The sequence below is a fragment of the Cryobacterium sp. N19 genome (assembly GCF_002929595.1).
Taxonomy (GTDB): domain Bacteria; phylum Actinomycetota; class Actinomycetes; order Actinomycetales; family Microbacteriaceae; genus Cryobacterium; species Cryobacterium flavum.
In genome coordinates this window covers 206,290-227,651 of sequence record NZ_PJJR01000050.1, presented here as the reverse complement: position 1 = coordinate 227,651, position 21,362 = coordinate 206,290, and the positions used below count along the sequence as shown (strand labels likewise).

Sequence of the window (21,362 nt, the reverse complement as noted above, 5' to 3'; positions counted from 1 at the left end):
GCACCCACCATGAATCCCACGCCCCGCAGCCCCGCAGCACCAGCGAATCGCGCCATCGCCGCCCGGGACTGGGAACACCGCGCCAACGAGCTCGGCGACCGCCTGCCGACCGGGTTCGAGGTGGCCGTGGCCACCTCCGCCTTTCAGATCGAGGGCGCCGCGCGCGACGGCGGCCGCGGCGACAGCGTCTGGGACACCTTCAGCCAGGTGCCCGGTCGCATCCGCGACGGCTCGAACGCCTCCTTCTCGACCGACCACGTGAAGAACTACGGCGAAGACACCTCCCTGCTGCGCGACCTCGGCGTCGATTCCTACGCGTTCTCCTTCGGCTGGACCCGGCTGCAGCCGGAGGGCCGTGGGGCCTTGAACCGTAATGGACTCGCGTTCTACGATCGTTTGCTTGACGCGTTGTTGGCTGACGGCATCCGTTCGAGCGCTACGCTTTCGCACTGGGACCTGCCAGCGGTCCTGCGCGGCGGCTGGCTGAACCGCGACACGGCGGGCCGTTTCGCCGACTATGCGCACGCCGTGGGGGAGGCGTTCGGCGACCGGATCGACGCCTGGGTCACCCTGTTCGAGCCGGCCACGGTCACCACGAAGGGGTATGCGCTCGGCACCCACGCGCCCGGCCGTACCCTGCTGTTCGACGCGCTGCCGACGGCGCACCACCAGCTGCTCGCACACGGACTCGCCGTGCAGGCCCTGCGCGCAGCGGACGTGTGCGGACGCATCGGCCTCGTCAACTCGCACACCCCCGTGCAATCCGTCACCGACCGTGACCAAGACCGCTCCTACGCCGCCCTCTACGACCTGCTGCAGAACCGCCTGTTCGCCGATCCCGTTCTGCTCGGGCACTACCCTGACCCGCTCGAACCGTTCGCGGTTGAACTGCGCACCCTGCTCGAGGCCGACCCCGAGGACCTCCGCACGATTCACCAGCCGCTCGATTTCTATGGCCTGAGCTATTCTGAGCCCGCTCGGGTCGCCTCCGGCGCGACGGTGCTGAAGGCCCCCGATGGTCGAGCGATCCCGATCACGTCGTGGCCGTTTCACCTCGAGGCCTTCCGCGAACACCCCACCACTTCGGCCGGCGTCGTCAACGCCCCCGAATACGTCGCCGTGGCGCTCGCCGAAATTCTCGCACGCTACCCCGACCTGCCCCCGGTGTACCTCTCGCTGGCCGGTGGCGCCTTCGCCGACCAAGCGGATGCCCGCCACCAGGTGCAGGATCCCGCCCGCGTCGACTATCTGGCCGAACACCTCGTAGCAGCGCTCGACGCGACCGCACCCGGTGGTGCGGCCGCCGCCATGGATCTTCGCGGCGTCACCTTCTGGTCGCTGCTCGACGCCTTCGAGTGGAACGCCGGCTACACCCAGCCCACCGGTCTCGTGCACGTCGATTTCACCGACGACCGCCGCACCCGCACCCCCAAGCTGAGCTACCGCTGGCTGCAGCACGCCCTGGCCAACCGCTAAGAACCGCTAAACGTAGCGCTGGGTCGGGTTTTCCGCGGAGTTGCGAGTGTTTGAGTGGGGAGCGGAGACCCGACTCAGCGCCCCTTGACCGGCCTCATGGCGTGCGCCGCCGCAGCGTCACCGAGCCGAGCACGACGGCTCCCACGATCCAGGCGCCGATAATGATCAGTTCCCCGCCCACATAGGCGGCATCCTGCGAGTCGGTCGCGACCGCCTGCAGGGCGTCGATCGCGTGTGACAACGGCAACCAGTCGCTGATGGCCCGCAGCACATCGGGCAGCTGGTCGCGAGGCAGAAAGATGCCGCCGAGCAGAATCTGCGGAAACACCAGCGCCGGCATGAACTGCACCACCTGAAATTCCGTGCGAGCGAACGCGCTGGCGAGCAGGCCGAGGGTCGTGCCGAGCAGAGCATCCGCTACCGCGACGGCGAGCAGCAGCCAGAGCGATCCGCTGATCTCCAACCCGCACACCCACACCGCGAACCCCACGGCGACGGCCGATTGCGCCACCGCGAGCAGCCCGAACGCGAGCGTGTAGCCGAGAATGAGATCGCCCTTGCCGAGCGGCATCGACAGCAGGCGCTCGAGTGTGCCGGTGCGGCGTTCCCGCAGGGTGGTGATGCTGGTCACGAGAAACATCACGATGAAGGGAAACAGCGCGATCATGCCCGGCCCGATCGTGGCGAATACCGGGGTGTCCGAGAAGATCCAGGCCAGCAGCCCGATCAGCAGGCTCGGCACCACAAGCAGCAGCACGATCGTGCGCGGGTCGTGCCGCACCTGGCTGAGTATCCGACCGGCAGTCGCGAGGGTGCGCTGCGGATTCATGAGTGGCTCCCGTCGCCGGGGCCGGCAAGCGGATGCCGCGCGATCAGCGCCAGGAACGCCCCCTCGGTATCCGCGGTGCCGGTCGAAGCCAGCAACCCCGCCGGGGTGTCATCGGCCAGAATCTCGCCGTCCCGCATGAGCAGCAGCCGGTCGCAGCGGCTGGCTTCGTCCATCACGTGGCTGGAGACGAGCAGGCTCGTTCCCGACGCGGCGAGCTGATGAAAGAGCGTCCATAGTTCGACTCGCAGCAGCGGGTCGAGGCCCACGGTCGGTTCGTCGAGCACGAGCAGATCGGGGGAGCCGAGCAGGGCGCCGGCGAGCGACACCCGGCTGCGCTGCCCGCCGGAGAGCGACCCGACCAGCTGACCCGCCTGAGACGTGAGGTCGGTCAGGGTCAGTACCCGGTCGACGTCGCTGCGCGGGGCCCCCAGCACGGCGCGGAAATACTGCAGGTTCTGGCGCACGGTGAGGTCGTCGTAGACGCTGGCATCCTGCGTCACGTAGCCCACCCGGTGGCGCAGCGACGCCGATCCCGCCTCCCGGCCGAGCACCGTCACCGTACCGGACTGCACCACCTGCACGCCGACGATCGTTCGCAGGAGCGTGGTTTTGCCGCATCCGCTCGGGCCCAGCAGGCCCACCACGACGCCGCGGGGAACACTGACCGACAACCCGTGCAGCACCGGATGCTTCCCCCGTTGCACGTGCAGATCGGTCACGTCGACCGCGGGGGCGGATTCGTTCACCATGGTCGAACTCTCCGCCGCTGCACCCGCCGTGTCAAGCCCACAATGGGCGGTTTTGGCGGGCTCCGATGACCCATACGTCTGTCATCGCGACGAACTCACTGCAGAGACGCTGTGATCTTCTCGGTGGTGGCGATACGTGCGAAGCCGCCGGACTGCAGGTTCAATGCGGTCGTGGCCATGAGTTCATCAGCGCTACGACTTATCGTTCCCAGACCCGGAACCGTGGTCGTTAAGTCGAAAGTTCTTGTGGCGTCGAGTGGGACCACGACGTCGTAGCCCAGATTTCCGGCCATTCGCGCTGTGGTTTCGACACACATGTTGGTCTGGATGCCGCAGATAACCAAGCTTTCGATGTCATGCGCCTGTAACCACTCGTGCAGCGCGGGATCTCCGTAGAAAGCCGAGTTGACCTGTTTCGTGACGAAGAGACTTGGAGCCGCGTCGGCGATGAAGGACATGAGCCGATTTCCGTCCTGGCTGGGATGCAGCGTTGATTCCGGCGATTCGGAGTCGTGGCGCACGACGATGATGGGCCAGTCGTTTGCCCTCCACACGGTGAGGAGGGTTTCGATCTTGTCTTCACACTCGGGGTTGGAAGAATTTCCCCAGAAAGCGGTGTCGTTGAATCCCTCCTGCACGTCGATCACGATCAGGGCTTGGCGCTCGCGGTTCTGTTTCTGACTCATGAGATCCATCGAAGCGGATTCTCTTCGAACAGAACAGTGGCCTAAGCGACAGTGAACGATGAAATCGCGCCAGATGTCTTGGTGTCGCACGCTGGTGAGTGGCTTGACGGCCGCACTTGGGAGCGAGAACCCAGTCATCTGCAGTAGCTTCGGTGCGTGACCGAGCAACAGCCCTACCAAATTGTGAAGCAATATGAGGATTTCGAATTGCGCCGATACCCCGCGCATCTGGTGGCCGAGGTCACCATCGATGGCCCATTCGAAGACGCCGGTAATCGGGCCTTTCGCTACCTGTTCGCGTACATCACCGGCGCCAACCAGTCACTTCGTAAAGTCGCCATGACGGCGCCAGTGGTGCAAACGGATGCCGCCGAAAAGATCGCGATGACCGCGCCGGTACTGCAGCAGAGCGTGAAAGATGTCTCTGGCGCTGCGGCCGGGGAACAGTTCCGGGTGGCTTTCGTGCTGCCCAAGGCGATGACGGCCGAGACCGCGCCGCAACCCACGGACCCGACCGTGCACCTACGCACGGTGCCCGCCAGCCTGGCCGGTGCCCTCCGCTTCAGTGGACGCTGGACTCAGACTCGATACGAACAGCATCTCGAGGAGTTACACGCGGCGCTCGGCGCCGCCGGCCTCACAGCCCTGGGGGCACCGAGATTCGCCCGATTCGACCCGCCGTTCACGCCATGGTTTCTACGCCGCAACGAGGTCCTGCTCGACGTCGAAGAGCCCGGCTGAGCAGCGCTCGCCCTGCCTTCCCGGAAATCCCTGCGCGCCCTGAGCTTGCTTGGAGTGTCATGGGAAGCGGGTGGGAGCCTCCGGGGTCGCGGTTAGTATTGGCATGTACGCACGGGGGGTCGTTTTTGGCCAGTTCATGTCTCCGTGCCAACGTACACATCTCGCCAATTTGCAAGGAGACGCTGCCATGGAATGGCTCATCCCGGTTTTGATCGTTGTCGCACTCGTCGCCATCGTGGGTATCTACCTGTGGTCGACCTACAACTCCCTCGTCACGCTCAACGTGCGCGTCGACGAAGCGTGGAGCGACATCACGGTGATGCTCAAGCGTCGTGCCGACCTGCTGCCCAACCTGATCGAAACGGTCAAGGGCTACGCAGCGCACGAGAAAAGCGTGTTTGAGAACGTGACCAAGGCTCGGGCCGAGACGCTGTCTGCACAAGGTCCGGCCGACGCATCCGCTGCTGAGAATCACATGCAGACCGCCCTGAAGAGCATCTTCGCCGTCGCCGAGGCGTACCCGCAGCTTCAAGCCAGCCAGAACTACCTGCAGTTGCAGGGTGCAATCGTCGACACCGAGGACAAAATCCAGGCCGCACGCCGTTTCTACAACGGTGGCGTGCGCGAAATGAACACCAAGATTAGGGTCTTCCCGAACCACCTCTTCGCCGTGAACCTCGGTTTCACCGAACGCGAATTCTTCGAGGTGGCCGATTCCGCAGCGATTGCGGAGCCGCCCCGCGTGCAGTTCTAACGGAGCACTAGATGTACAGCGCGATCGCCAAGAACAAACGCAACACCGTTTTCATCATCATCTTTTTTCTCGCCCTGATCACCGGCCTCGGCTGGCTTGCGGGCGTGGCCTACGGCATGAATGGGTATACCGCCCTTATTCTCACGCTTGTCATTGCGTCGGCCTATGCGCTGATCCAGTACTACGCGGCGGGACGCCAGGCCATCTCGATGAGCGGCGGAATCAGAGTCAACAGCCAATCCGACCACCCGAGGCTGTGGCGCACGGTCGAAAATCTTTCCATCACGACGGGCACACCCATGCCCGAGGTCTACATCATCAACGACCCGGCCCCGAACGCGTTCGCGACCGGTCGCGACCCCAAGCACGCGATCGTCGCGGCAACGACAGGCCTGCTCGACATCATGGATGACGCCGAACTCGAGGGCGTCATGGCCCACGAGATGGGCCATGTGCGTAACTACGACATTCGGCTCTCGATGATCGTCTTCGGACTTGTCGTGGCCATCGGCTTCGTGTCAGACATCTTCCTGCGCATGGCGTTCTTCGGGCGGGGCAACAACAGCAACGGCAACCCCGTTGTCATGGTGTTCGGCCTCGTCGCCATGATCGTGGCTCCGCTGATTGCGACGGTCGTTCAGCTCGCCGTGAGCCGCCAACGCGAATACTTAGCGGATGCCACGAGCGCGCTGACCACGCGCCACCCCGACGCGCTTGCCTCAGCCTTGGCGAAGCTCGGCGAGTACGGTCGCCCGATGAAGAAGCAGAACACCTCGATGGCGCACCTGTGGATCGCTGACCCGCTCAAAAAGGGCGCAATGGCGAAGCTCTTCGCTACGCACCCGCCGCTTGAGGACCGCATCGCGCGCCTCACCGCCATGGGCAGCAAGTTCTGACCTAACCGTCCCCCAAACCGGTGCGCGTCGGTCGATGGCGGTTTCGACGAGCTCGACCAGCGACTTGATGACGACGCGCCTACTGAAGTTCCGCGGCCAAGCCGTCGGCGAGGTTGCCGCGGGGTGCCACCACGATCTCACCGAGCCCCTGCCACAGCGCCGCCTCCCGCAGCACCTGCGCGAGCCGGCCCGCGGCATCCGCTGGCGCTGCAGGCTCGGCCCAGGCCGCCTGCACGCGCAACACCCCGGCCTGCCGGTCGTTCTTGAGGTCAACCCGGCCCACGACCGTATCACCGAGCAGAATCGGCAGCGAGTAGTACCCGAAGATCCGCTTTGGTTCCGGGGTGTAGATCTCGATGCGGTAGTGAAAGTCGTACAACCGCAGCGCCCGGGCACGCTCCCAGACCACCGGATCGAACGGTGACAGTATCGCCTGGGTGTCCATGGTGCGGGGGAGTCTGGCATCCCGATGCAGCCAGGCCGCTCCGGCCGTGCCGCGCGGCCCCCAGCCCGGCACCTCTACCGGAATAAGCTCGCCGACCTCGGCCAGCTCCCGAATGGCCACCAGGGCGGGTGCTGACTTCAGCCGAAAGTAGTCGGCGAAGTCCTTCACGGTGCCGATGCCGTGGGCACGGGCCGAGCGGCGCACCAGCTCGCGGTGGGCATCCGCTTCTGAAATATCCTGGCCGAGCAGCTCCGGCGAGAAGACCTGCTGGGGCAGGGCATAGACCCGTTCGAAGCGGATGCGCCCAGCGCTCACCACGTCGCCCCAGCGGAACAGCACTTCGAGCCCGGTCTTCACGTCGGACCAGCCCCACCACGGGCCGCTGCGCTTGTTGGCGTCGTGCTCGATCTCGCTCGCACGCATCGGGCCGTTGGCGGCGAGTTCGGCCAGCAGCCAGGCCAGCATCTTCTGGTTGGCGCTCGACCAGTTGCCAACGGTGCGCGCCGACCGGTCCCGATTTTGGTGCATGCGCCAGCGAAACAGCGGCCAGACGTCGGTCGGCAGAAAGGATGCTTCGTGCGCCCAGTACTCGGTGAAACGGGCCTCGCGTCCGGTTGTGAGGCGGTCGAGCTGGGACTTGTCGTACGGGCCGAGGCGGCTGAAGGCCGGCATATAGTGGCTGCGTTCAAAGACGTTCACGGAGTCGATCTGCAGCAGCTCGAGCCGGTTCACCAGGGCGGTCAGCTGGCGGATACCGACGGGAGTCGTCGGGCGGGCGCCGAACCCCTGCGCGGCCAACGCGATTCGCCGCGCCAGTGCGGGGGAAATCGTCGCGGGGGAGACTGTGTGAACCATCTTTTCGACTCTATCCGGCGAACCGGTATGCCGGCCATTCGGGCGGCGCAATCATCTGTTACGCCGCACGTGAGGATCGCGTCGTGAGGCCACGCAGCAGTCCTAGACTGGGCAAGTGAGTGAATCTACGGGCAATCCGGGGGCGCGCGCCCTGTTACGTCTGCGCCGCCGGCAGGGTCTTCAGCGAGCCCGTGCTGAGCGTGCACGGGCGAGCGCCGATCAGGCCGGTTCCGAACTCCTCCTCACCCCGGTTGAGGTGGTGACCCCGGCCCCCGTGCCCAACGGGGTTGACGAGAATCTGCCAGCCGGCATCCGCTTGGCTGGAGCGTGGTCCTGGCGTCTGATCATGATCGCCGCGGCTATCGCCATTCTGATTTTTCTCATCATTCAGCTACGGCTCATCATCATTCCGCTGCTGGTCGCGGTGCTGGTGTCCGCGCTGCTGGTTCCCCTCGTGGCCTTTCTGGTACGGCATCGGTGGCCCAAGGGGCTTGCCGTAGCCGTTGCGATGTTGGGCACGCTTGTGCTCGTCGCCGGCCTGGTCACTTTGGCTTCCACCCAGATCGCTGAGGGCACGGTCGGCTTGAGCGATCGCCTCACGGCAAGTTTCGACAACCTCAAGTCAGTGCTCGCGGCCTCACCCCTGCAATTGTCCGAACAGGAGATCAGCAGCTATCTGGATCAAGGGTGGAAAGCGATTCAAAACGACAGCGCCGTATTCATCAGCGGCGCCCTCTCGGTCGGTACCACCCTCGGGCATCTGCTCACCGGCCTGCTCCTGGCGCTGTTCAGCCTGCTGTTCATTCTCATCGACGGCAAGGCCATCTGGGCCTGGATCGTGCGATTCTTTCCCCTGCGTGCCCGTGCCGCCGTCGACGGCGCTGGCATCGCCGGCTGGACAACCCTCGGAAACTTCGCCAAGGTGCAAATTCTGGTGGCCTCCATCGACGCCGTTGGTATTGGTGTCGGTGCCGCTCTGCTCGGGGTTCCGATGGCCATCCCGATTGGTATTCTGGTGTTCCTTGGCTCTTTTATTCCCATCGTCGGTGCCGTGGCGACCGGCTCTGTCGCCATTATCATCGCCCTGATCTTCAACAATTGGGCTGTCGCCCTCGGCATGCTCGGAGTGGTTCTGCTCGTGCAGCAGGTTGAAGGCCACGTTCTGCAGCCGCTCATCATGGGAACGGCCGTGAAGGTGCATCCGCTTGCTGTCGTACTCGTGGTTGCCGCCGGTGCGTTGCTCGCCGGCATTCCGGGCGCCCTGTTCGCCGTACCGATAGCCGCCGTTTTGAACGCGATGACCAGTTACATTGCCGGTGGTACCTGGCGGTCGAGTCCGCCGACGGCGGTGCCTCCGACCGGATCGGTGCTGTGGCAGACAGTGCCGCAGAGCAGACCCGGCTACCGTTCAAGCGGTGCACCGGAACGCACCGCACGGGTGCGTCCGCGGAGCATCCGCACGGCTCGTGATGGCTCAGCCCGCAGCACCCCCTCAGATTTGAGCGCACCTCGCGCGCCGCAGGACAGTTCGGAGAACTAAGACATGCCAGAGACCACCCTCGTCGCACCCACCCTCGCTGAGTTCGAGGCGGCGCGCGCGGTTGTCGCCCAGGTCGCCGATGTGACACCGATGGAGAGCTCGCGGTACCTCGCCGACGTGCTGGGAGCGCCGGTGTACCTCAAGTGTGAGAACCTGCAACGAACCGGCTCCTACAAGATTCGCGGCGCCTACAATCGGCTGTCCAAACTGACCGACGAAGAGAAAGCCCGCGGCGTCGTCGCGGCCTCGGCCGGCAACCACGCCCAGGGCGTGGCCTTCGCTGCCCGTGAGCTGGGCATCAAAGCCACCATCTTCATGCCAGTCGGCGTCGCGCTGCCCAAGCTGTCGGCCACGCGGGATTACGGCGCCGAGGTCATCCTGCGCGGCACGACCGTGACCGAACCGCTGCTCGCCGCAGCCGAATATGCCCGCGAGACCGGGGCGATCCTCATCCCGCCGTTCGACCACGTGGATGTTGTCACCGGGCAGGGCACACTCGGCCTCGAAATCCTCGACCAGGTTCCCGACCTCGAGACGGTCATCGTTCCCATCGGCGGCGGCGGCCTGATCTCCGGGGTGGCCAGTGCGCTCAAGCAGCGCGCCGCACGCGATGGGCGCCGCATCCGCATCATCGGGGTGCAGGCGGAGAACGCCGCCGCCTACCCGCCCTCCCTCGAGGCCGGTGAAGCCACGATGATCAGCATCCTGCCGACCATCGCCGACGGCATCGCCGTCGCCAAACCGGGACTGCTCAACTTCGAGATCGTGCGCGACGCCGTCGACGAGATCGTCACCGTCAGCGAGGACGACACCGCCCGGGCGCTACTCGTGCTGCTCGAGCGCGCCAAGCTCGTCGTGGAACCGGCCGGAGCCGTGGCGGTTGCCGCCATCCTGGCCGGCAAGGTCACGCCCGCGGGGCCGACCGTCGCTATCCTCTCCGGCGGCAACATCGACCCGTTGCTGATGCAGCGGGTGATCAGCCACGGCCTCGCCGCGTCTGGCCGCTACCTCACGCTGCGCATCATGCTGCCGGACCGGCCTGGTCAGCTCGCGCGAATCTCCGAGCTGCTGGCCGAGGCCACCGCGAACGTCATCGAGGTACTGCACACCCGGCACGGCGTCGGCCTGCAGATCAGCGAGGTCGAGCTCGACGTCAGCGTCGAAACACGGGGGCCAGAGCACCGCCAGCACGTCGTCGACACCCTGCGCGCGGCCGGCTACGACCCGCAGATCGACTAGCCGCGCTTCCGGGTCCCCGTTACGGGCCCGGCCCCCGCGCATAACTCCTGCAATTTGTGACCGCTCCCCAACAGATGCCCGGAATTCCGGGCATCTTTTCTGCCCCGTCAGCAAATTGCAGGAGTTGTGGTGCTAAACCGACGGGTCGGGTCGGTCAGGCTCCGGTGAAGGTCTCCACGTTGGTGACGTGCACGGTGATTTCCTTGCCGTTTGGAGTGGTGTAGCTCGTCTTCGCGCCCACCTTTAGGCCGATGATGGCTGCGCCGAGCGGGCTCTGCTCGCTGAATACGTCGAGGTCACTGTTGGCGCCGATCTCGCGGCTGCCGATCAGAAAGCGGCTCTCGTCGCCGGCAATCGTGGCGGTGATAACGGTGCCGGGAACGACGATGCCGTTGCTTTCGGGGGCGTGGCCGACTTCAGCGGTGCGCAGCAGCACGGTGAGGGTGCGAATGCGCGCCTCCATCTTGCCCTGCTCTTCTTTGGCCGCGTGGTAGCCGGCGTTCTCCTTGAGGTCGCCCTCTTCGCGAGCAGATTCGATCTTCTTCGCGATGTCGCCCCGGCCGAAGTTGCTCAGTGTCGCCAGTTCCGCTGCGAGGCGGTCGTGGGCTTCCTGAGTTAGCCAGGTGACCGTTGTGTCGGTTGTCACGAGTGATCTCCTTTATTACGGTCGAATGTGACGCCCGAGCGCAGAAAAGCTCGGGGGTTGCGGATACAGCCGACGCCCCGACGATTGCCGGGGCGAATACGTCAGTTTAGGTCAGCCAGCACTCGTAAATCAAACCCGTGTTGCTCAGGTCGGTGGTGCGTAAAATCTCGGTGAATGACCGGTTGTACAGCGTCGACGGCGGCAGATCGATGATCTTCCAGCCAACCACAGAATAGCTTTCGTTGAGGGCCTGCACCGCGCAACTCGCCGTGCGGTTCACTGGGAGCGACACCTCGAACGTCACGCTGACCGTGTGCTCATCGATGATGGTGTGCCCAATATCGCGTGCCTCGATTTGAGTGGATGCTCCATCCAGACCGGTCCACAGCACCCACGCTCCGAGTACCAGCACAAAAATACCGCCCAGAGCCCAGAGGATCCGTCGGTCGCGAAGCTTGCGATCGGGTGTACGCCCGTAGCGCGATTGGATCACGGCACTCTCGATCGGCGTGGGGGCCGACGTGTCGTCGGATTCGTCCAGGCGGTAGGGCTCGCGGCGCGGCTGAACTCCGGCAGGCGTGCTGTTTTGGGGCACTGGCGATTTCACACTTTCACGGGAGCGATTAGGCTGGTAACTAGGTTATCTGGCCTAAGGTTATCCGGCATTCCTGAGGAGTATGGTGACGCTGCGACTGATGGCTGTGCATGCCCATCCCGACGACGAGTCGAGCAAGGGCGCTGCAACGTATGCCTACTACCGCAGCCTTGGCGCCGAGGTGATGATCGTGAGTTGCACGGGCGGCGAGCGGGGCAGCATCCTGAACCCGGCCCTGAACGGCCATGCCATGGCTGAGCGCGATATCTCAGGTCTCCGCCGCCTCGAGATGCTGGGCGCGCAGCGTGCCCTCGGGGTGCAGCACCGCTGGCTCGGCTTCGAGGATTCCGGCATGAACGAGGACAAGTCGGTGCCGCCGAATTCGTTCGCTGATATTCCGCTGGAGTATTCGGCCGAACCCCTGGTCACGCTGGTGCGGGAGTTTCGTCCCCAGGTTCTGATCACCTACGACGAAAACGGCGGCTACCCGCACCCCGATCACATCCGTTGCCACGAGGTCTCCCTCGAAGCTTTTCGCGCGGCCGCTGCCCCCGACCGGTACCCGCAGTCGGGCGAGCCGTGGCAGATCGACAAGCTCTATTACGACCGCATTTTCAACCTCGAGCGCATCGATGCGATGTACCTGGCGCTCAGCGTCGCCGAGCCCGATTCTCCGCTGCTGGAACCGCTCGGGGCGGCTCGGGAACGCATGGAGAATTACCCGCAGCTGGCCACCACTCACGTGCCGGCAGGAGACTTCCTCGAAGCGCGCGACGAGGCCCTGCGCTCGCATGCGAGCCAGGTCGCCCCCGACAGCAGCTTCTTTTTCTGGCCGAACGATTTGGTACGCGAGGCCTGGCCGTACGAAGACTTCCAACTCGTCGAATCGAAAGTAGACACCGCAATGCCCGAATCTGATCTCTTCGCCGGAATTCCGGACAACGAATGATCTCCCTGTTGAACGTCGTACTCGCCGTCACACCGACCCCCGACCCCGATTTCGACCCGAACACTGTCACCCCCGGTGTCGTCGGGTTCATCGTCGTCTTCCTGATCGGAGCGGCGACCCTGCTGCTCGGTTTCGACCTGGTGCGTCGCATCCGCCGCACCACCTACCGCGCGGAAATCACCGCCCGGCTCGAAGCCGAAATCGCCGAGCGTGACGCCGACCAGAGCACACCGAAGACCCCGGGCGACAAGCCCGAATAACCAGCGTTACGGGTAGAGCGGATGCGTGGCGATCAACAGAATCGCCGCGAAATGACACAGGAACGCCACGACCGTCAGGGTGTGGAAGATCTCGTGAAATCCGAACACGCCCGGAACCGGGTTGGGCTTCTTCAGCCCGTAAACGACCGCTCCGACGGTGTAGCAGAGCCCGCCGATCAGAATGAGCGTCATCATGGTGGCGTTGGCCTGAAAAAAGTCCACGATGAACAACAGCGCGCCGTAACCGAGCACCAGGTAGAGCGGCACGTAGAGCCAGCGCGGCGCGTGGATCCAGAACACCCGAAAGATGATGCCGAGCCCGGCGCCGCCCCAGACCAGCCAGAGCAGCAGCGTGGCCTTCTCCGGCGGCAGCGCGAGCACGGTGATCGGCGTGTACGACCCGGCGATCAGCAAAAAAATGTTGGCGTGGTCGATGCGTTTGAGAATGATGCGGGTGCGCGGCTGCCAGGTGAAGCGGTGGTACAGCGCCGAATTGCCAAACAGCAGCATCGAGCTCAGCACGAACACGGCCGAGCTGATTTTGGCCGCCGACCCCTCAGCCAGCACCAGCAGCACGATTCCGGCCACGATCGTGACGGGAAAAGTTCCCGCGTGAATCCAGCCGCGCCAGGTCGGTTTCACATCCTCCGGATGGGCGTCAGCCGCCTCGATCAGCGGCAGATTGGGGATATCGTGCTCGGTGGCCATGCTGCAAGGATACGACAGGGCGAGCCCCGCGTGCCCCGAACGCCCGTCGGAGTGGACTAGCGTAACTGTGTGCAGAAACCCCAAGTTCCCTCAGCGCGCGGCCTCCTCTACAGGCTGTATCAGCGCCGCCTGAGACGCGGACTGACGCCGGAGCATCTGCCCCGTCACGTGGCCATGATCATCGACGGCAACCGCCGCTGGGCCAGACAACTGGGGTTTCAGACGGCCGCACACGGTCACCGTGCCGGTGCCGCGAAGATGCGCGAATTTCTGGAATGGTGCGACGACCTCGGAGTTTCGGTCGTCACCCTGTACCTGCTCTCCTCCGACAACCTCACCCAGCGGCCCGCTGACGAACTCGCCGATCTAATCGAGATCATCGCCGATCTGGCCGAAGAGCTCTCGCACTATCGCGATTGGCGGGTGCAGCAGGTGGGGTCCAAAGCCGGCCTGCCCCTTCCGCTGGTCGCAGCCCTTGACGCAGCGGATTCCCGCACCAGCGACCGTAAGGGCCTGCACGTGAATCTCGCAGTCGGCTACGGCGGGCGCACGGAGATCACAGACGCGATGCGCAGCATCGTCGCCACCCACCACGCGCACGGTGGCACGCTGGAAGACCTCGCGGAGACGCTCACGCCCGAACTGATCGGCCAGCACCTGTATACCGGCGGTCAGCCCGACCCCGACCTCGTGATTCGCACCTCGGGTGAGCAGCGGCTGAGCGACTTCATGCTGTGGCAGAGCGCGCACAGCGAGTTCTACTTCGTCGAGGCGCTCGGGCCCGACCTGCGTGAGATCGATTTTCTTCGGGCATTGCGCGACTTTTCCCGCCGGCAGCGCCGGTTCGGCGGCTAGACCCGTTGGCGGGGTGAGACCAACGGGGGAGTATTCGTTTTCCAATTGATTGGACCCAAGCATGAATTCGCTCCTGAGCTTCACCGATGGCTTTCGTGATGAACCCGGCTACCTGAACTATGGCCGGGTCGGCCCGCTCTCCGACGCCGTCGTCGCCGAAACCCTCGGCCAGACCGAGGTGCTCTCGCGTGCCCGCTACGGCAGCCTCGACCACCTCGCCGAGCAGGATCTGCGTGCGCGCACCGCGGTGTCCGCTCTCACCGGTTTCACGCCTGAACAGGTCGTGCTGCAGCCCAACACCAGCTCGGGTCTGATGCAGGCCATGTTCGGTCTGACCGGTTCGGTGCTGTTATCAGCGGGGGACTTTCCCAGCGTGCCGTTCGCCGCAGTTCGGGCCGCTGAGTCCCTGCACGTGGTCACTCCGCTCTGGTTGCAGACCGAGCACGGCCGCGTCACTCCGGGGCAGATCCGCGACCAGCTCACCCCGGCCGTCGCCGCCGTTGCTGTGTGCCTCGTCGATTCCCGAACCGGCTATCGGGCCGACCTCGAGGGCATCCGTCAGGTCATCGGCGATCGCCTGCTCATCGTCGACGCTATCCAGGGCTTCGGCATCGTCGATGCCGCTTATGAGGCAGCGGATGTTGTCGCTTCCGGTGGACAGAAATGGACGCGGGCCGGCTGGGGTACCGGCTTTCTGGCCCTCAGCGAACGGGCGCTGGAACGACTCGTGCCGGTGTATTCGGGCTACGTCGGCACCGATACCGACGAGCCGTGGGACGAGGTGACCCCGCCGAGCCGCGCAGCCAGTGCCTTCCGGGTGACCAACGGCGACTCCATCGCGCAGGCCCGGTTCGCAGCGGCCCTCGAGCAGATCTCCGACGTCGGTGTCGACGTCATCCAGACCGCCATGAATGACAACGTCTCGCAGATCATCCAACTCGTCGACGAATTCGTCATCGAGATCGTCTCGCCCCGCGATGTTCGCGAACGGGCGGGCATCGTCGTACTCGAGCCGCCGGCTGAGCTGCTGACCACCCTCGTGGCCAGCCTGCACAACCACGGCATCACCGCGACCACCCGCGGCGCCACCGTGCGGCTCAGCGTGCACGCGGCCCTCGACCCTGACACGGTAACCATGCTGAGGGGTGCACTCACCGCCTACACGCTCGCCGCTACCTACTAGCATCGCCGCGGCCCAGACTCTGCGTCTGCCCCAACGTCAGGTGAACGTCAGATTTCGGTGGGCGTGTCGGGTTCCATTTTGCGCCGGTAAGTCGTAGCGTCACTTTTATCAGGTACGGCACCTGATCGAGACGGCCATATAAGTACGGCTCGAGAATTGCTTGATGGCCAGCTCGCCAAAGTGATCCGCGTCCTCGTGACGCAGGGTGGGAGTGGCTGTGACCGCTAATCGAACCGATCTTAATGCGACTGACCGGGTGGAAACATCCGCTTCGCAAACCGAGCGCACCTTTGTGTTGGACACCTCGGTGCTTCTGTCAGATCCGAAAGCGATTTTCCGCTTTGCCGAGCACGCCGTTGTCTTGCCCGTGGTGGTGATCAGCGAGCTGGAGTCCAAGCGCAACGACCCGGAGATCGGGTATTTCGCTCGGCAGGCGCTGCGTAACCTCGACGAGCTGAGGCTCAAGCACGAACGCCTCGACTTTCCGATTCCGGTTGGCGAGGGCGGCAGCCTGCGCGTGGAACTAAACCACTCGAACATGTCGGTGCTGCCGTCGGGCCTGCAATTGAACGACAACGATTCGCGCATTCTCGCCGTGGCCCTGAACCTGGCCAACGAAGGAATGACGGTGACCGTCGTCTCGAAGGACCTGCCGCTGCGGGTCAAGGCCGCATCCCTCGGCCTCGCTGCCGATGAATATCGGCACGAACTCGCGGTCGATTCCGGCTGGACCGGTATGGACGAGATCACCCTCAGCGCCGAGCAGATGAGCGTGCTCTACGACAAAGAGACGCTCGACTCGCGAACGGTGCAGGACCTGCCGATCAACACCGGGCTGGTCATCCACTCCGATCGCGGGTCGGCCCTCGGCCGGGTGACCAGTCGCGGCACGCTCAAGCTCGTGCGCGGCGACCGTGACGTCTTCGGGCTGCACGGACGGTCGGCCGAGCAGCGACTGGCCATCGACCTGCTGCTCGACCCGGAGATCGGCATTCTGTCCCTTGGCGGACGAGCCGGAACCGGTAAGTCGGCGCTCGCTCTCTGCGCGGGCTTGGAGGCCGTGCTCGAGCGCCAGCAGTACCGCAAGATCATGGTGTTCCGGCCGCTGTACGCGGTCGGCGGGCAGGATCTCGGCTTTCTGCCCGGTGACCAGGGCGAGAAGATGGGGCCGTGGGCGCAGGCGGTATTCGACACGCTCGGCGCGATCGTCTCGGAGAACGTGGTCGAGGAGGTGATGGAGCGCGGCATCCTCGAGGTGCTGCCGCTCACTCACATTCGCGGTCGGTCCCTGCACGACGCCTTCGTGATCGTGGACGAGGCACAGTCGCTTGAACGCAACGTGCTGCTGACCGTGCTGAGCCGCATCGGTCAGAACTCGCGCGTGGTGCTCACCCACGACGTCGCCCAGCGCGACAATCTGCGGGTCGGCCGCTTCGATGGTGTGGCCAGCGTGATTGAAACGTTGAAGGGGCATCCGCTGTTTGCGCACATGACCCTGACCCGTTCGGAGCGCAGCGCGATCGCCGCCCTCGTGACCGAGATGCTGGAGGGCAACGAGGTCATGTAGCTGGTACGGCAAAGCGCCCGGTCCCTCGCGGGGCCGGGCGCTTTGTCGTGCTGTTACTTCTGCTGCGGGGGACGCGTCATGCTGAGCACGTCGAGGGCAGTGTCGAGCTCGGCGAGCGTCAGGTCACCTCGTTCGACGTGGCCCAGGGCGATGACGGCCTCACGCACGGTGAGTCCCTCAGCGACGGCCTTCTTGGCCACCTTGGCGGCGGCTTCGTAGCCGATGACCCGGTTGAGCGGGGTGACGATCGACGGCGACTTCTCGGCCAGCGCACGAGCGTGCTCGAGGTTGGCGACGAGGCCGTCGACGGTCTTGTCGGCCAGAACGCGGGTGGCGTTGGTCAGCAGGCGGATCGATTCGAGCAGGGCGGTTCCCATGACCGGGATACCGACGTTGAGCTCGAATGAGCCTGAAGCGCCGGACCAGGCGATGGTGGCATCGTTGCCGATGACGCGCGAGCAGACCATGAGCACGGCCTCCGGAATGACCGGGTTGACCTTGCCGGGCATGATCGACGAGCCGGGCTGCAGGTCGGGGATGTTGATCTCGCCGAAACCGGTGTTCGGGCCTGAGCCCATCCAGCGCAGGTCGTTGTTGATCTTGGTCAGTGAGACGGCGATGGTGCGCAGGGCTCCGGAAGCGTCGACGAGGCCGTCGCGGTTGGCCTGGGCCTCGAAGTGGTCACGCGCTTCGGTGATCGGCAGCTCGGTCTCCTGAACGAGCAGCTCGATGACCAGCTGCGGAAAACCGTAGGGCGTGTTGATGCCGGTACCGACCGCGGTTCCGCCGAGCGGAACCTCGGCGACGCGGGGGAGCGCTGTGCGAATGCGCTCGATGCCGAGGCGCATCTGGCGGGCATAGCCGCCGAATTCCTGGCCGAGGGTGACCGGAGTGGCATCCATCAGGTGGGTGCGTCCCGCCTTGACGGCCTCTTTCCACAGTTCAGCCTTGGACTCGAACGCGACCGCGAGGTGGTCGAGCGAGGGGATGAGCTCGTCGATCAGGGCGCTCGTGACGGCGATGTGCACCGAGGTGGGGAACACGTCGTTGGAGGACTGGCTCGCGTTGACGTGGTCGTTCGGGTGCACCGGGCGGCCGAGGGCGCGGGTCGCGAGGGTCGCGATGACCTCGTTCATGTTCATGTTCGAGCTGGTGCCGCTGCCGGTCTGGTAGACGTCGATCGGAAACTCGTTGTCGTACTGGCCGGTGATGACCTCGTCGGCGGCAGCGGCGATCGCGTCAGCAATGTCCTGCTCCAGCACGCCGAGCTGGGCGTTGGCGAGAGCTGCGGACTTCTTGATGCGAGCGAGAGCTGCGATCTGCGCGGACTCGAGCGTGGAACCCGAGATCGGGAAGTTCTCCACGGCTCGCTGTGTCTGGGCACCGTAGAGTGCGTGAGTTGGAACCCGGACCTCACCCATCGTGTCGTGTTCGATCCGGTAGCCGGCGTTTGCGGAGGTGTCCACCACTATGTGCATTCCCTTTCGGTGCTGTATGAGAGTCGTGCTGTGCGCAACGGGTGCGCGATTGTGAGGCGGCGGGTCTAAATGACGCCCACCACGATGTTGGGGTCGGCGTGCCCTTCGCGAAGAACGTAATTCGCACCGACGATAGCCAATGTACCTTCTGCGATGGCCGCGCTGATCAACTCGGACTGCTCGAGCATCTCGGTGACCGTGTCTTTGAGATGTTCCCGGCCCACGTGGCCGGCATCGACCAGCTGAGGGTCCAGAAAAGCGGATGCCGTCACCCCGCTCACGCGACGCACCGCCGGAACGATCTTTTCGATAACGTGATTGATGTGAACGGGCAGGGGCGGGGCATCCGTGCCTTGCGAATCGATGGCGGCGCGCACCGCACCACACTCGTCGTGGCCGAGCACCAGGATGAGTGGGACGTGCAGCACCGCGACGGCATATTCGAGCGAGCCGAGCACGGATTCGGAGATGATCTGGCCGGCGTTGCGCACGACGAACAGGTCGCCGAGGCCCTGGTCGAAGATGATCTCGGCGGCGAGTCGGGAGTCGCTGCAGCCGAACAGGGCGGCGTGCGGGGTCTGCTGGCCGACGAGCTCTGCCCGTCGGTCGACATCTTCGCGGTGCCGGGGGGTACCGGCGACGAAGCGCACGTTGCCCTCGCGCAGTTCGTTCCAGGCCTCAGCCGGCGACGGGGGAGTCGTCCAGGCGCGGTTCATTCGGCGGCGTTCTCTGCCACGTTGGGCGCCAGCGCGGTAGCGAGGGTCTCGAAGTCGCCGGTGGGTGCCGTGCCGATGAGCACGTAGGTGCTCGTGCCGGCGGTGGTGACGAGGGCGTAGTCGAAGTTGCCGCGATCGGCGGCAGCCGCGCTGTTGCGGTAAACGTCCCAGGTGACTCCGGCGATGCTGACCGTGTCGACGACGGGGGAGTCCGGCAGTTTCTGGGCGAGCCAGGTGGGGTTGGCGTCGAAGGCCTGGTTGAAGCCGATGTACTGGTTGTCGGGTGTGAGCAGCCCGATGTACCAGGAGGGTACCTGGCCGTTAGTGCCGGCCCGCCACTCGGCGTCGTTGGCGCTCCAGTCGCCCGGCAATACGGGGCTCGCGAGGGCGTGGTCCACGACGGGCTGCGTCTGGGCAGCGATGCTCGCGTAGTCGATGTCGCGAGTGATCGGGTTGTCATTGCGCGGCACCAGCAGCACGAGCACGAGCACAGCGCCCACGGTGACGAGCAGGGAGAGCACCAGATTGTTCACCGTCTTGTGCGAGCGGTACTTGCGCGAATTCTCGGCGAGCCGGTCAGCGGTCTCCTGCGGAGTCTCCGGCCGGCCGAGTTCGGCGACAACGCGCGGCGGTTTAGGGGCGCGGCTCATCTGGCGGTCGCGGTGTCTTCGCTGGCGGGCGCCGTCGCTGCCAGACGGGCGGCATCCAGTCTGGCTTTGGCGCCGATCAGCCATTCTTCGCAGCGGCGGGCGAGGGCTTCGCCGCGTTCCCACAGTGCGAGCGACTGCTCGAGGGTGCTCGAGCCCTGTTCGAGCTCGTTCACCACGCGGATGAGCTCATCGCGGGCCTGTTCGTAGCTGAGTTCACTGGTGTCTGCGGCGGGCGAGGTCATGGCATCCATTCTAATTATTTCGAAGCGGCGGCGTTGGTGGTGGCGGGAACGGTGCCGCTGGCCAGGGTGAGCAGAAGTTCGGTGCCTTCCGGGGCGTCGTCGGCGCTGCGCAGCACGTGGCCGCTCGGCAGCTGGGCGATCGCGTAGCCGCGGTCGAGGGTGCCCTGGGGCGACAGGGCCCGCAGCTGAGAGCGCAGTTCCACCACCGTGGCCCCGGCACGTTCGAGAACGCGCCCGGTGAGTTCGGCGCCGCGCGCCACGTAGCGGGTGAGGTCTTCGCTGCGGGAGTCGATGATCCAGCGCGGGTCGATCAGCACCGGTCGGCTACGCAGCTGGGAAATGCGGTCGATTTCCGACGAGAGGATGCCGGTGAGTCGGCTGCTCAGGCGGGCCCGGGCCTGCTGCACCCGGTTTAGTTCGTCGCTCACGTCGGGAACGACGCGTTTGGCGGCATCCGTTGGGGTAGAGGCTCGCAGGTCGGCGACGTCGTCGAGCAGCGGACGGTCGGCCTCGTGTCCGATCGCGCTCACCACTGGCGTCATGCAGGCAGCGGCGGCACGCACGAGGCTCTCGTCGCTGAAGGTGAGCAGGTTCTGAAAGTCGCCGCCGCCACGGGCGACGATGATGACGTCGACCTCTGGGTCGGCGTCGAGCCGCTGGATCGCGCTGGTCACCTCGCCGACGGCACGGTCACCCTGCACGGCGGCGTGCGCGACCCGAAAATTCACGGCCGGCCAGCGCAGCTGCGCGTTGCGGATGACGTCTTTCTCGGCGTCGGAATCTTTGCCGGTCACCAGGCCGATGCAGTGCGGCAGAAACGGCAGGCGCTTCTTGCGAGAGGCATCGAACAGGCCCTCGCTCGCGAGCTGTTTGCGCAGGCGTTCCAGTCGCTCGAGCAGGTCGCCGAGCCCAACGTGCCGCATCTCGAAGGCCTGCATGGTCAGCGTGCCGCCCTTGACCCAGAAGTTGGGCTTGACCAGGGCAACAACGCGGTCACCGGCTTTGAAATCGGCGGTGAGTTTGGCGCGCACCGACGACCAGATGGTGAAACTCACGGTGGCGTCTTCAGAAAGGTCTTTGAGCTTGCCGTAGACGTTGCCGCCGCTGGCACCCCACTGGGTGATCTCGCCCTCGACCCAGACCATGCCGAGCCGCTCGATGTAACCGCGGATCTTGCCCGAGAGCAGGGCGACCGGCCACGGCGTTTCGACGGTGGCGGGGGTATCCGTCATGCGGTGATCCTGGCGGTGGTGCTGATCGTGGCGCTGGCGTTGGGCACAGGCGGGTCCTCCCAGAGTTCTTC

Annotated in this window: 23 protein-coding genes; 11 read left to right on the top strand and 12 right to left on the bottom strand. The window is 65.2% G+C overall.

Going from position 1 to position 21,362, the window contains the following annotated elements:
- The first annotated feature begins 9 nt into the window (after positions 1–9).
- Entirely contained in the window at positions 10–1,476 is a 1,467-nt protein-coding gene (locus tag CXY78_RS10725) for a glycoside hydrolase family 1 protein (RefSeq protein ID WP_104089325.1), read from the top strand.
- 94 nt (positions 1,477–1,570) lie between these two features.
- On the opposite strand, the gene CXY78_RS10720 is transcribed toward CXY78_RS10725, so the two are convergent.
- The 3 genes from CXY78_RS10720 to CXY78_RS10710 all read right to left on the bottom strand — a co-directional run bounded on the left by CXY78_RS10720 (position 1,571) and on the right by CXY78_RS10710 (position 3,740).
- Positions 1,571–2,305, bottom strand: coding sequence for an ABC transporter permease (locus CXY78_RS10720; RefSeq protein ID WP_104089323.1), 735 nt, complete (start codon positions 2,303–2,305; stop codon positions 1,571–1,573).
- Entirely contained in the window at positions 2,302–3,054 is a 753-nt protein-coding gene (locus CXY78_RS10715) for an ABC transporter ATP-binding protein (protein WP_092340683.1), read from the bottom strand. Before CXY78_RS10715 ends, CXY78_RS10720 begins: the two co-directional genes overlap by 4 nt.
- 95 nt (positions 3,055–3,149) lie before the next feature.
- Complete coding sequence (locus CXY78_RS10710) at positions 3,150–3,740, bottom strand: cysteine hydrolase family protein (protein WP_092340790.1); 591 nt, start codon at positions 3,738–3,740, stop codon at positions 3,150–3,152.
- Between the two features lie 156 nt (positions 3,741–3,896).
- On the opposite strand from CXY78_RS10710, the gene CXY78_RS10705 reads away from it, so the two are divergent.
- From CXY78_RS10705 to CXY78_RS10695, 3 genes are all read left to right on the top strand, one after another.
- The gene (locus CXY78_RS10705; protein WP_092340684.1) at positions 3,897–4,481 is read left to right on the top strand and encodes a heme-binding protein; all 585 of its coding nucleotides are present in this window, start codon (positions 3,897–3,899) and stop codon (positions 4,479–4,481) included.
- Between the two features lie 187 nt (positions 4,482–4,668).
- Complete coding sequence (locus tag CXY78_RS10700) at positions 4,669–5,235, top strand: LemA family protein (RefSeq protein ID WP_104089322.1); 567 nt, start codon at positions 4,669–4,671, stop codon at positions 5,233–5,235.
- 11 nt (positions 5,236–5,246) lie between these two features.
- The gene (locus CXY78_RS10695) at positions 5,247–6,131 is read left to right on the top strand and encodes a M48 family metalloprotease (protein WP_092340685.1); all 885 of its coding nucleotides are present in this window, start codon (positions 5,247–5,249) and stop codon (positions 6,129–6,131) included.
- A 79-nt stretch (positions 6,132–6,210) separates the two neighbouring features.
- Here CXY78_RS10695 and CXY78_RS10690 read toward each other — a convergent pair whose 3' ends face one another.
- The gene (locus CXY78_RS10690) at positions 6,211–7,431 is read right to left on the bottom strand and encodes a winged helix-turn-helix domain-containing protein (RefSeq protein WP_092340686.1); all 1,221 of its coding nucleotides are present in this window, start codon (positions 7,429–7,431) and stop codon (positions 6,211–6,213) included.
- A 115-nt stretch (positions 7,432–7,546) separates the two neighbouring features.
- Between CXY78_RS10690 and CXY78_RS10685 the strand changes: the two genes are divergently transcribed.
- Complete coding sequence (locus CXY78_RS10685) at positions 7,547–8,971, top strand: AI-2E family transporter (RefSeq protein ID WP_233206159.1); 1,425 nt, start codon at positions 7,547–7,549, stop codon at positions 8,969–8,971.
- Between the two features lie 3 nt (positions 8,972–8,974).
- Positions 8,975–10,210 carry a threonine ammonia-lyase gene (ilvA, locus tag CXY78_RS10680; RefSeq protein WP_092340687.1) on the top strand — a complete coding sequence of 412 codons (1,236 nt, stop codon included), beginning with the start codon at positions 8,975–8,977 and terminating at the stop codon, positions 10,208–10,210.
- Positions 10,211–10,364: 154 nt separating this feature from the next.
- Here ilvA and greA read toward each other — a convergent pair whose 3' ends face one another.
- Together greA and CXY78_RS10670 are read right to left on the bottom strand one after the other, a co-directional pair.
- Positions 10,365–10,856 carry a transcription elongation factor GreA gene (gene greA / locus CXY78_RS10675; protein WP_092340688.1) on the bottom strand — a complete coding sequence of 164 codons (492 nt, stop codon included), beginning with the start codon at positions 10,854–10,856 and terminating at the stop codon, positions 10,365–10,367.
- 106 nt (positions 10,857–10,962) lie between these two features.
- Positions 10,963–11,451 carry a DUF4307 domain-containing protein gene (locus tag CXY78_RS10670; protein WP_158253311.1) on the bottom strand — a complete coding sequence of 163 codons (489 nt, stop codon included), beginning with the start codon at positions 11,449–11,451 and terminating at the stop codon, positions 10,963–10,965.
- Between the two features lie 82 nt (positions 11,452–11,533).
- Between CXY78_RS10670 and mca the strand changes: the two genes are divergently transcribed.
- Both mca and CXY78_RS10660 read left to right on the top strand, forming a co-directional pair.
- Positions 11,534–12,400 carry a mycothiol conjugate amidase Mca gene (gene mca / locus CXY78_RS10665; RefSeq protein ID WP_233206158.1) on the top strand — a complete coding sequence of 289 codons (867 nt, stop codon included), beginning with the start codon at positions 11,534–11,536 and terminating at the stop codon, positions 12,398–12,400.
- Entirely contained in the window at positions 12,397–12,660 is a 264-nt protein-coding gene (locus tag CXY78_RS10660) for a hypothetical protein (protein ID WP_092340690.1), read from the top strand. The genes mca and CXY78_RS10660 overlap by 4 nt, the downstream gene beginning before the upstream one ends.
- 6 nt (positions 12,661–12,666) lie before the next feature.
- Here the strand turns inward: CXY78_RS10660 and CXY78_RS10655 are convergent, their stop codons facing one another.
- Positions 12,667–13,368: a hemolysin III family protein gene (locus CXY78_RS10655; RefSeq protein ID WP_092340691.1), complete on the bottom strand. Its 702-nt coding sequence runs from the start codon at positions 13,366–13,368 to the stop codon at positions 12,667–12,669.
- Between the two features lie 69 nt (positions 13,369–13,437).
- Here CXY78_RS10655 and CXY78_RS10650 point away from each other — a divergent pair, with 69 nt between their 5' ends.
- The 3 genes from CXY78_RS10650 (at position 13,438) to CXY78_RS10640 (ending at position 16,973) form a co-directional block, all read left to right on the top strand.
- Positions 13,438–14,223, top strand: a complete 786-nt coding sequence (locus tag CXY78_RS10650) for an isoprenyl transferase (protein WP_092340692.1) — start codon at positions 13,438–13,440, stop codon at positions 14,221–14,223.
- A gap of 61 nt (positions 14,224–14,284) precedes the next feature.
- Positions 14,285–15,406, top strand: a complete 1,122-nt coding sequence (locus CXY78_RS10645) for an aminotransferase class V-fold PLP-dependent enzyme (RefSeq protein ID WP_092340693.1) — start codon at positions 14,285–14,287, stop codon at positions 15,404–15,406.
- 217 nt (positions 15,407–15,623) lie between these two features.
- Entirely contained in the window at positions 15,624–16,973 is a 1,350-nt protein-coding gene (locus CXY78_RS10640) for a PhoH family protein (RefSeq protein WP_369827294.1), read from the top strand.
- 53 nt (positions 16,974–17,026) lie between these two features.
- On the opposite strand, the gene CXY78_RS10635 is transcribed toward CXY78_RS10640, so the two are convergent.
- The 5 genes from CXY78_RS10635 to xseA form a co-directional block, all read right to left on the bottom strand.
- On the bottom strand, positions 17,027–18,451 hold the full coding sequence (locus tag CXY78_RS10635; RefSeq protein ID WP_092340694.1) for an aspartate ammonia-lyase: 1,425 nt from the start codon (positions 18,449–18,451) through the stop codon (positions 17,027–17,029).
- A 65-nt stretch (positions 18,452–18,516) separates the two neighbouring features.
- Positions 18,517–19,167, bottom strand: coding sequence for a carbonic anhydrase (locus CXY78_RS10630; protein ID WP_092340695.1), 651 nt, complete (start codon positions 19,165–19,167; stop codon positions 18,517–18,519).
- A complete protein-coding gene (locus CXY78_RS10625; RefSeq protein ID WP_092340696.1) occupies positions 19,164–19,817 on the bottom strand; it encodes a DUF4245 domain-containing protein in 654 nt (217 codons plus the stop codon). The genes CXY78_RS10630 and CXY78_RS10625 overlap by 4 nt, the downstream gene beginning before the upstream one ends.
- Positions 19,814–20,068, bottom strand: coding sequence for an exodeoxyribonuclease VII small subunit (locus CXY78_RS10620; RefSeq protein ID WP_104089319.1), 255 nt, complete (start codon positions 20,066–20,068; stop codon positions 19,814–19,816). The genes CXY78_RS10625 and CXY78_RS10620 overlap by 4 nt, the downstream gene beginning before the upstream one ends.
- 5 nt (positions 20,069–20,073) lie before the next feature.
- Positions 20,074–21,291, bottom strand: a complete 1,218-nt coding sequence (gene xseA / locus CXY78_RS10615) for an exodeoxyribonuclease VII large subunit (protein WP_104089317.1) — start codon at positions 21,289–21,291, stop codon at positions 20,074–20,076.
- Between the last annotated feature and the right edge of the window lie 71 nt (positions 21,292–21,362).

Excerpts from the sequence above, each read along its gene's own strand:
- CXY78_RS10725 (WP_104089325.1), top strand. The coding sequence starts at position 10 with ATGAATCCCACGCCCCGCAGCCCCGCAGCACCAGCGAATCGCGCCATC.
- CXY78_RS10720 (WP_104089323.1), bottom strand. The coding sequence starts at position 2,305 with ATGAATCCGCAGCGCACCCTCGCGACTGCCGGTCGGATACTCAGCCAG.
- CXY78_RS10715 (WP_092340683.1), bottom strand. The coding sequence starts at position 3,054 with ATGGTGAACGAATCCGCCCCCGCGGTCGACGTGACCGATCTGCACGTG.
- CXY78_RS10710 (WP_092340790.1), bottom strand. The coding sequence starts at position 3,740 with ATGAGTCAGAAACAGAACCGCGAGCGCCAAGCCCTGATCGTGATCGAC.
- CXY78_RS10700 (WP_104089322.1), top strand. The coding sequence starts at position 4,669 with ATGGAATGGCTCATCCCGGTTTTGATCGTTGTCGCACTCGTCGCCATC.
- CXY78_RS10695 (WP_092340685.1), top strand. The coding sequence starts at position 5,247 with ATGTACAGCGCGATCGCCAAGAACAAACGCAACACCGTTTTCATCATC.
- CXY78_RS10690 (WP_092340686.1), bottom strand. The coding sequence starts at position 7,431 with ATGGTTCACACAGTCTCCCCCGCGACGATTTCCCCCGCACTGGCGCGG.
- ilvA (WP_092340687.1), top strand. The coding sequence starts at position 8,975 with ATGCCAGAGACCACCCTCGTCGCACCCACCCTCGCTGAGTTCGAGGCG.
- mca (WP_233206158.1), top strand. The coding sequence starts at position 11,534 with ATGGTGACGCTGCGACTGATGGCTGTGCATGCCCATCCCGACGACGAG.
- CXY78_RS10660 (WP_092340690.1), top strand. The coding sequence starts at position 12,397 with ATGATCTCCCTGTTGAACGTCGTACTCGCCGTCACACCGACCCCCGAC.
- CXY78_RS10655 (WP_092340691.1), bottom strand. The coding sequence starts at position 13,368 with ATGGCCACCGAGCACGATATCCCCAATCTGCCGCTGATCGAGGCGGCT.
- CXY78_RS10645 (WP_092340693.1), top strand. The coding sequence starts at position 14,285 with ATGAATTCGCTCCTGAGCTTCACCGATGGCTTTCGTGATGAACCCGGC.
- CXY78_RS10635 (WP_092340694.1), bottom strand. The coding sequence starts at position 18,451 with ATGCACATAGTGGTGGACACCTCCGCAAACGCCGGCTACCGGATCGAA.
- CXY78_RS10630 (WP_092340695.1), bottom strand. The coding sequence starts at position 19,167 with ATGAACCGCGCCTGGACGACTCCCCCGTCGCCGGCTGAGGCCTGGAAC.
- CXY78_RS10625 (WP_092340696.1), bottom strand. The coding sequence starts at position 19,817 with ATGAGCCGCGCCCCTAAACCGCCGCGCGTTGTCGCCGAACTCGGCCGG.
- CXY78_RS10620 (WP_104089319.1), bottom strand. The coding sequence starts at position 20,068 with ATGGATGCCATGACCTCGCCCGCCGCAGACACCAGTGAACTCAGCTAC.
- xseA (WP_104089317.1), bottom strand. The coding sequence starts at position 21,291 with ATGACGGATACCCCCGCCACCGTCGAAACGCCGTGGCCGGTCGCCCTG.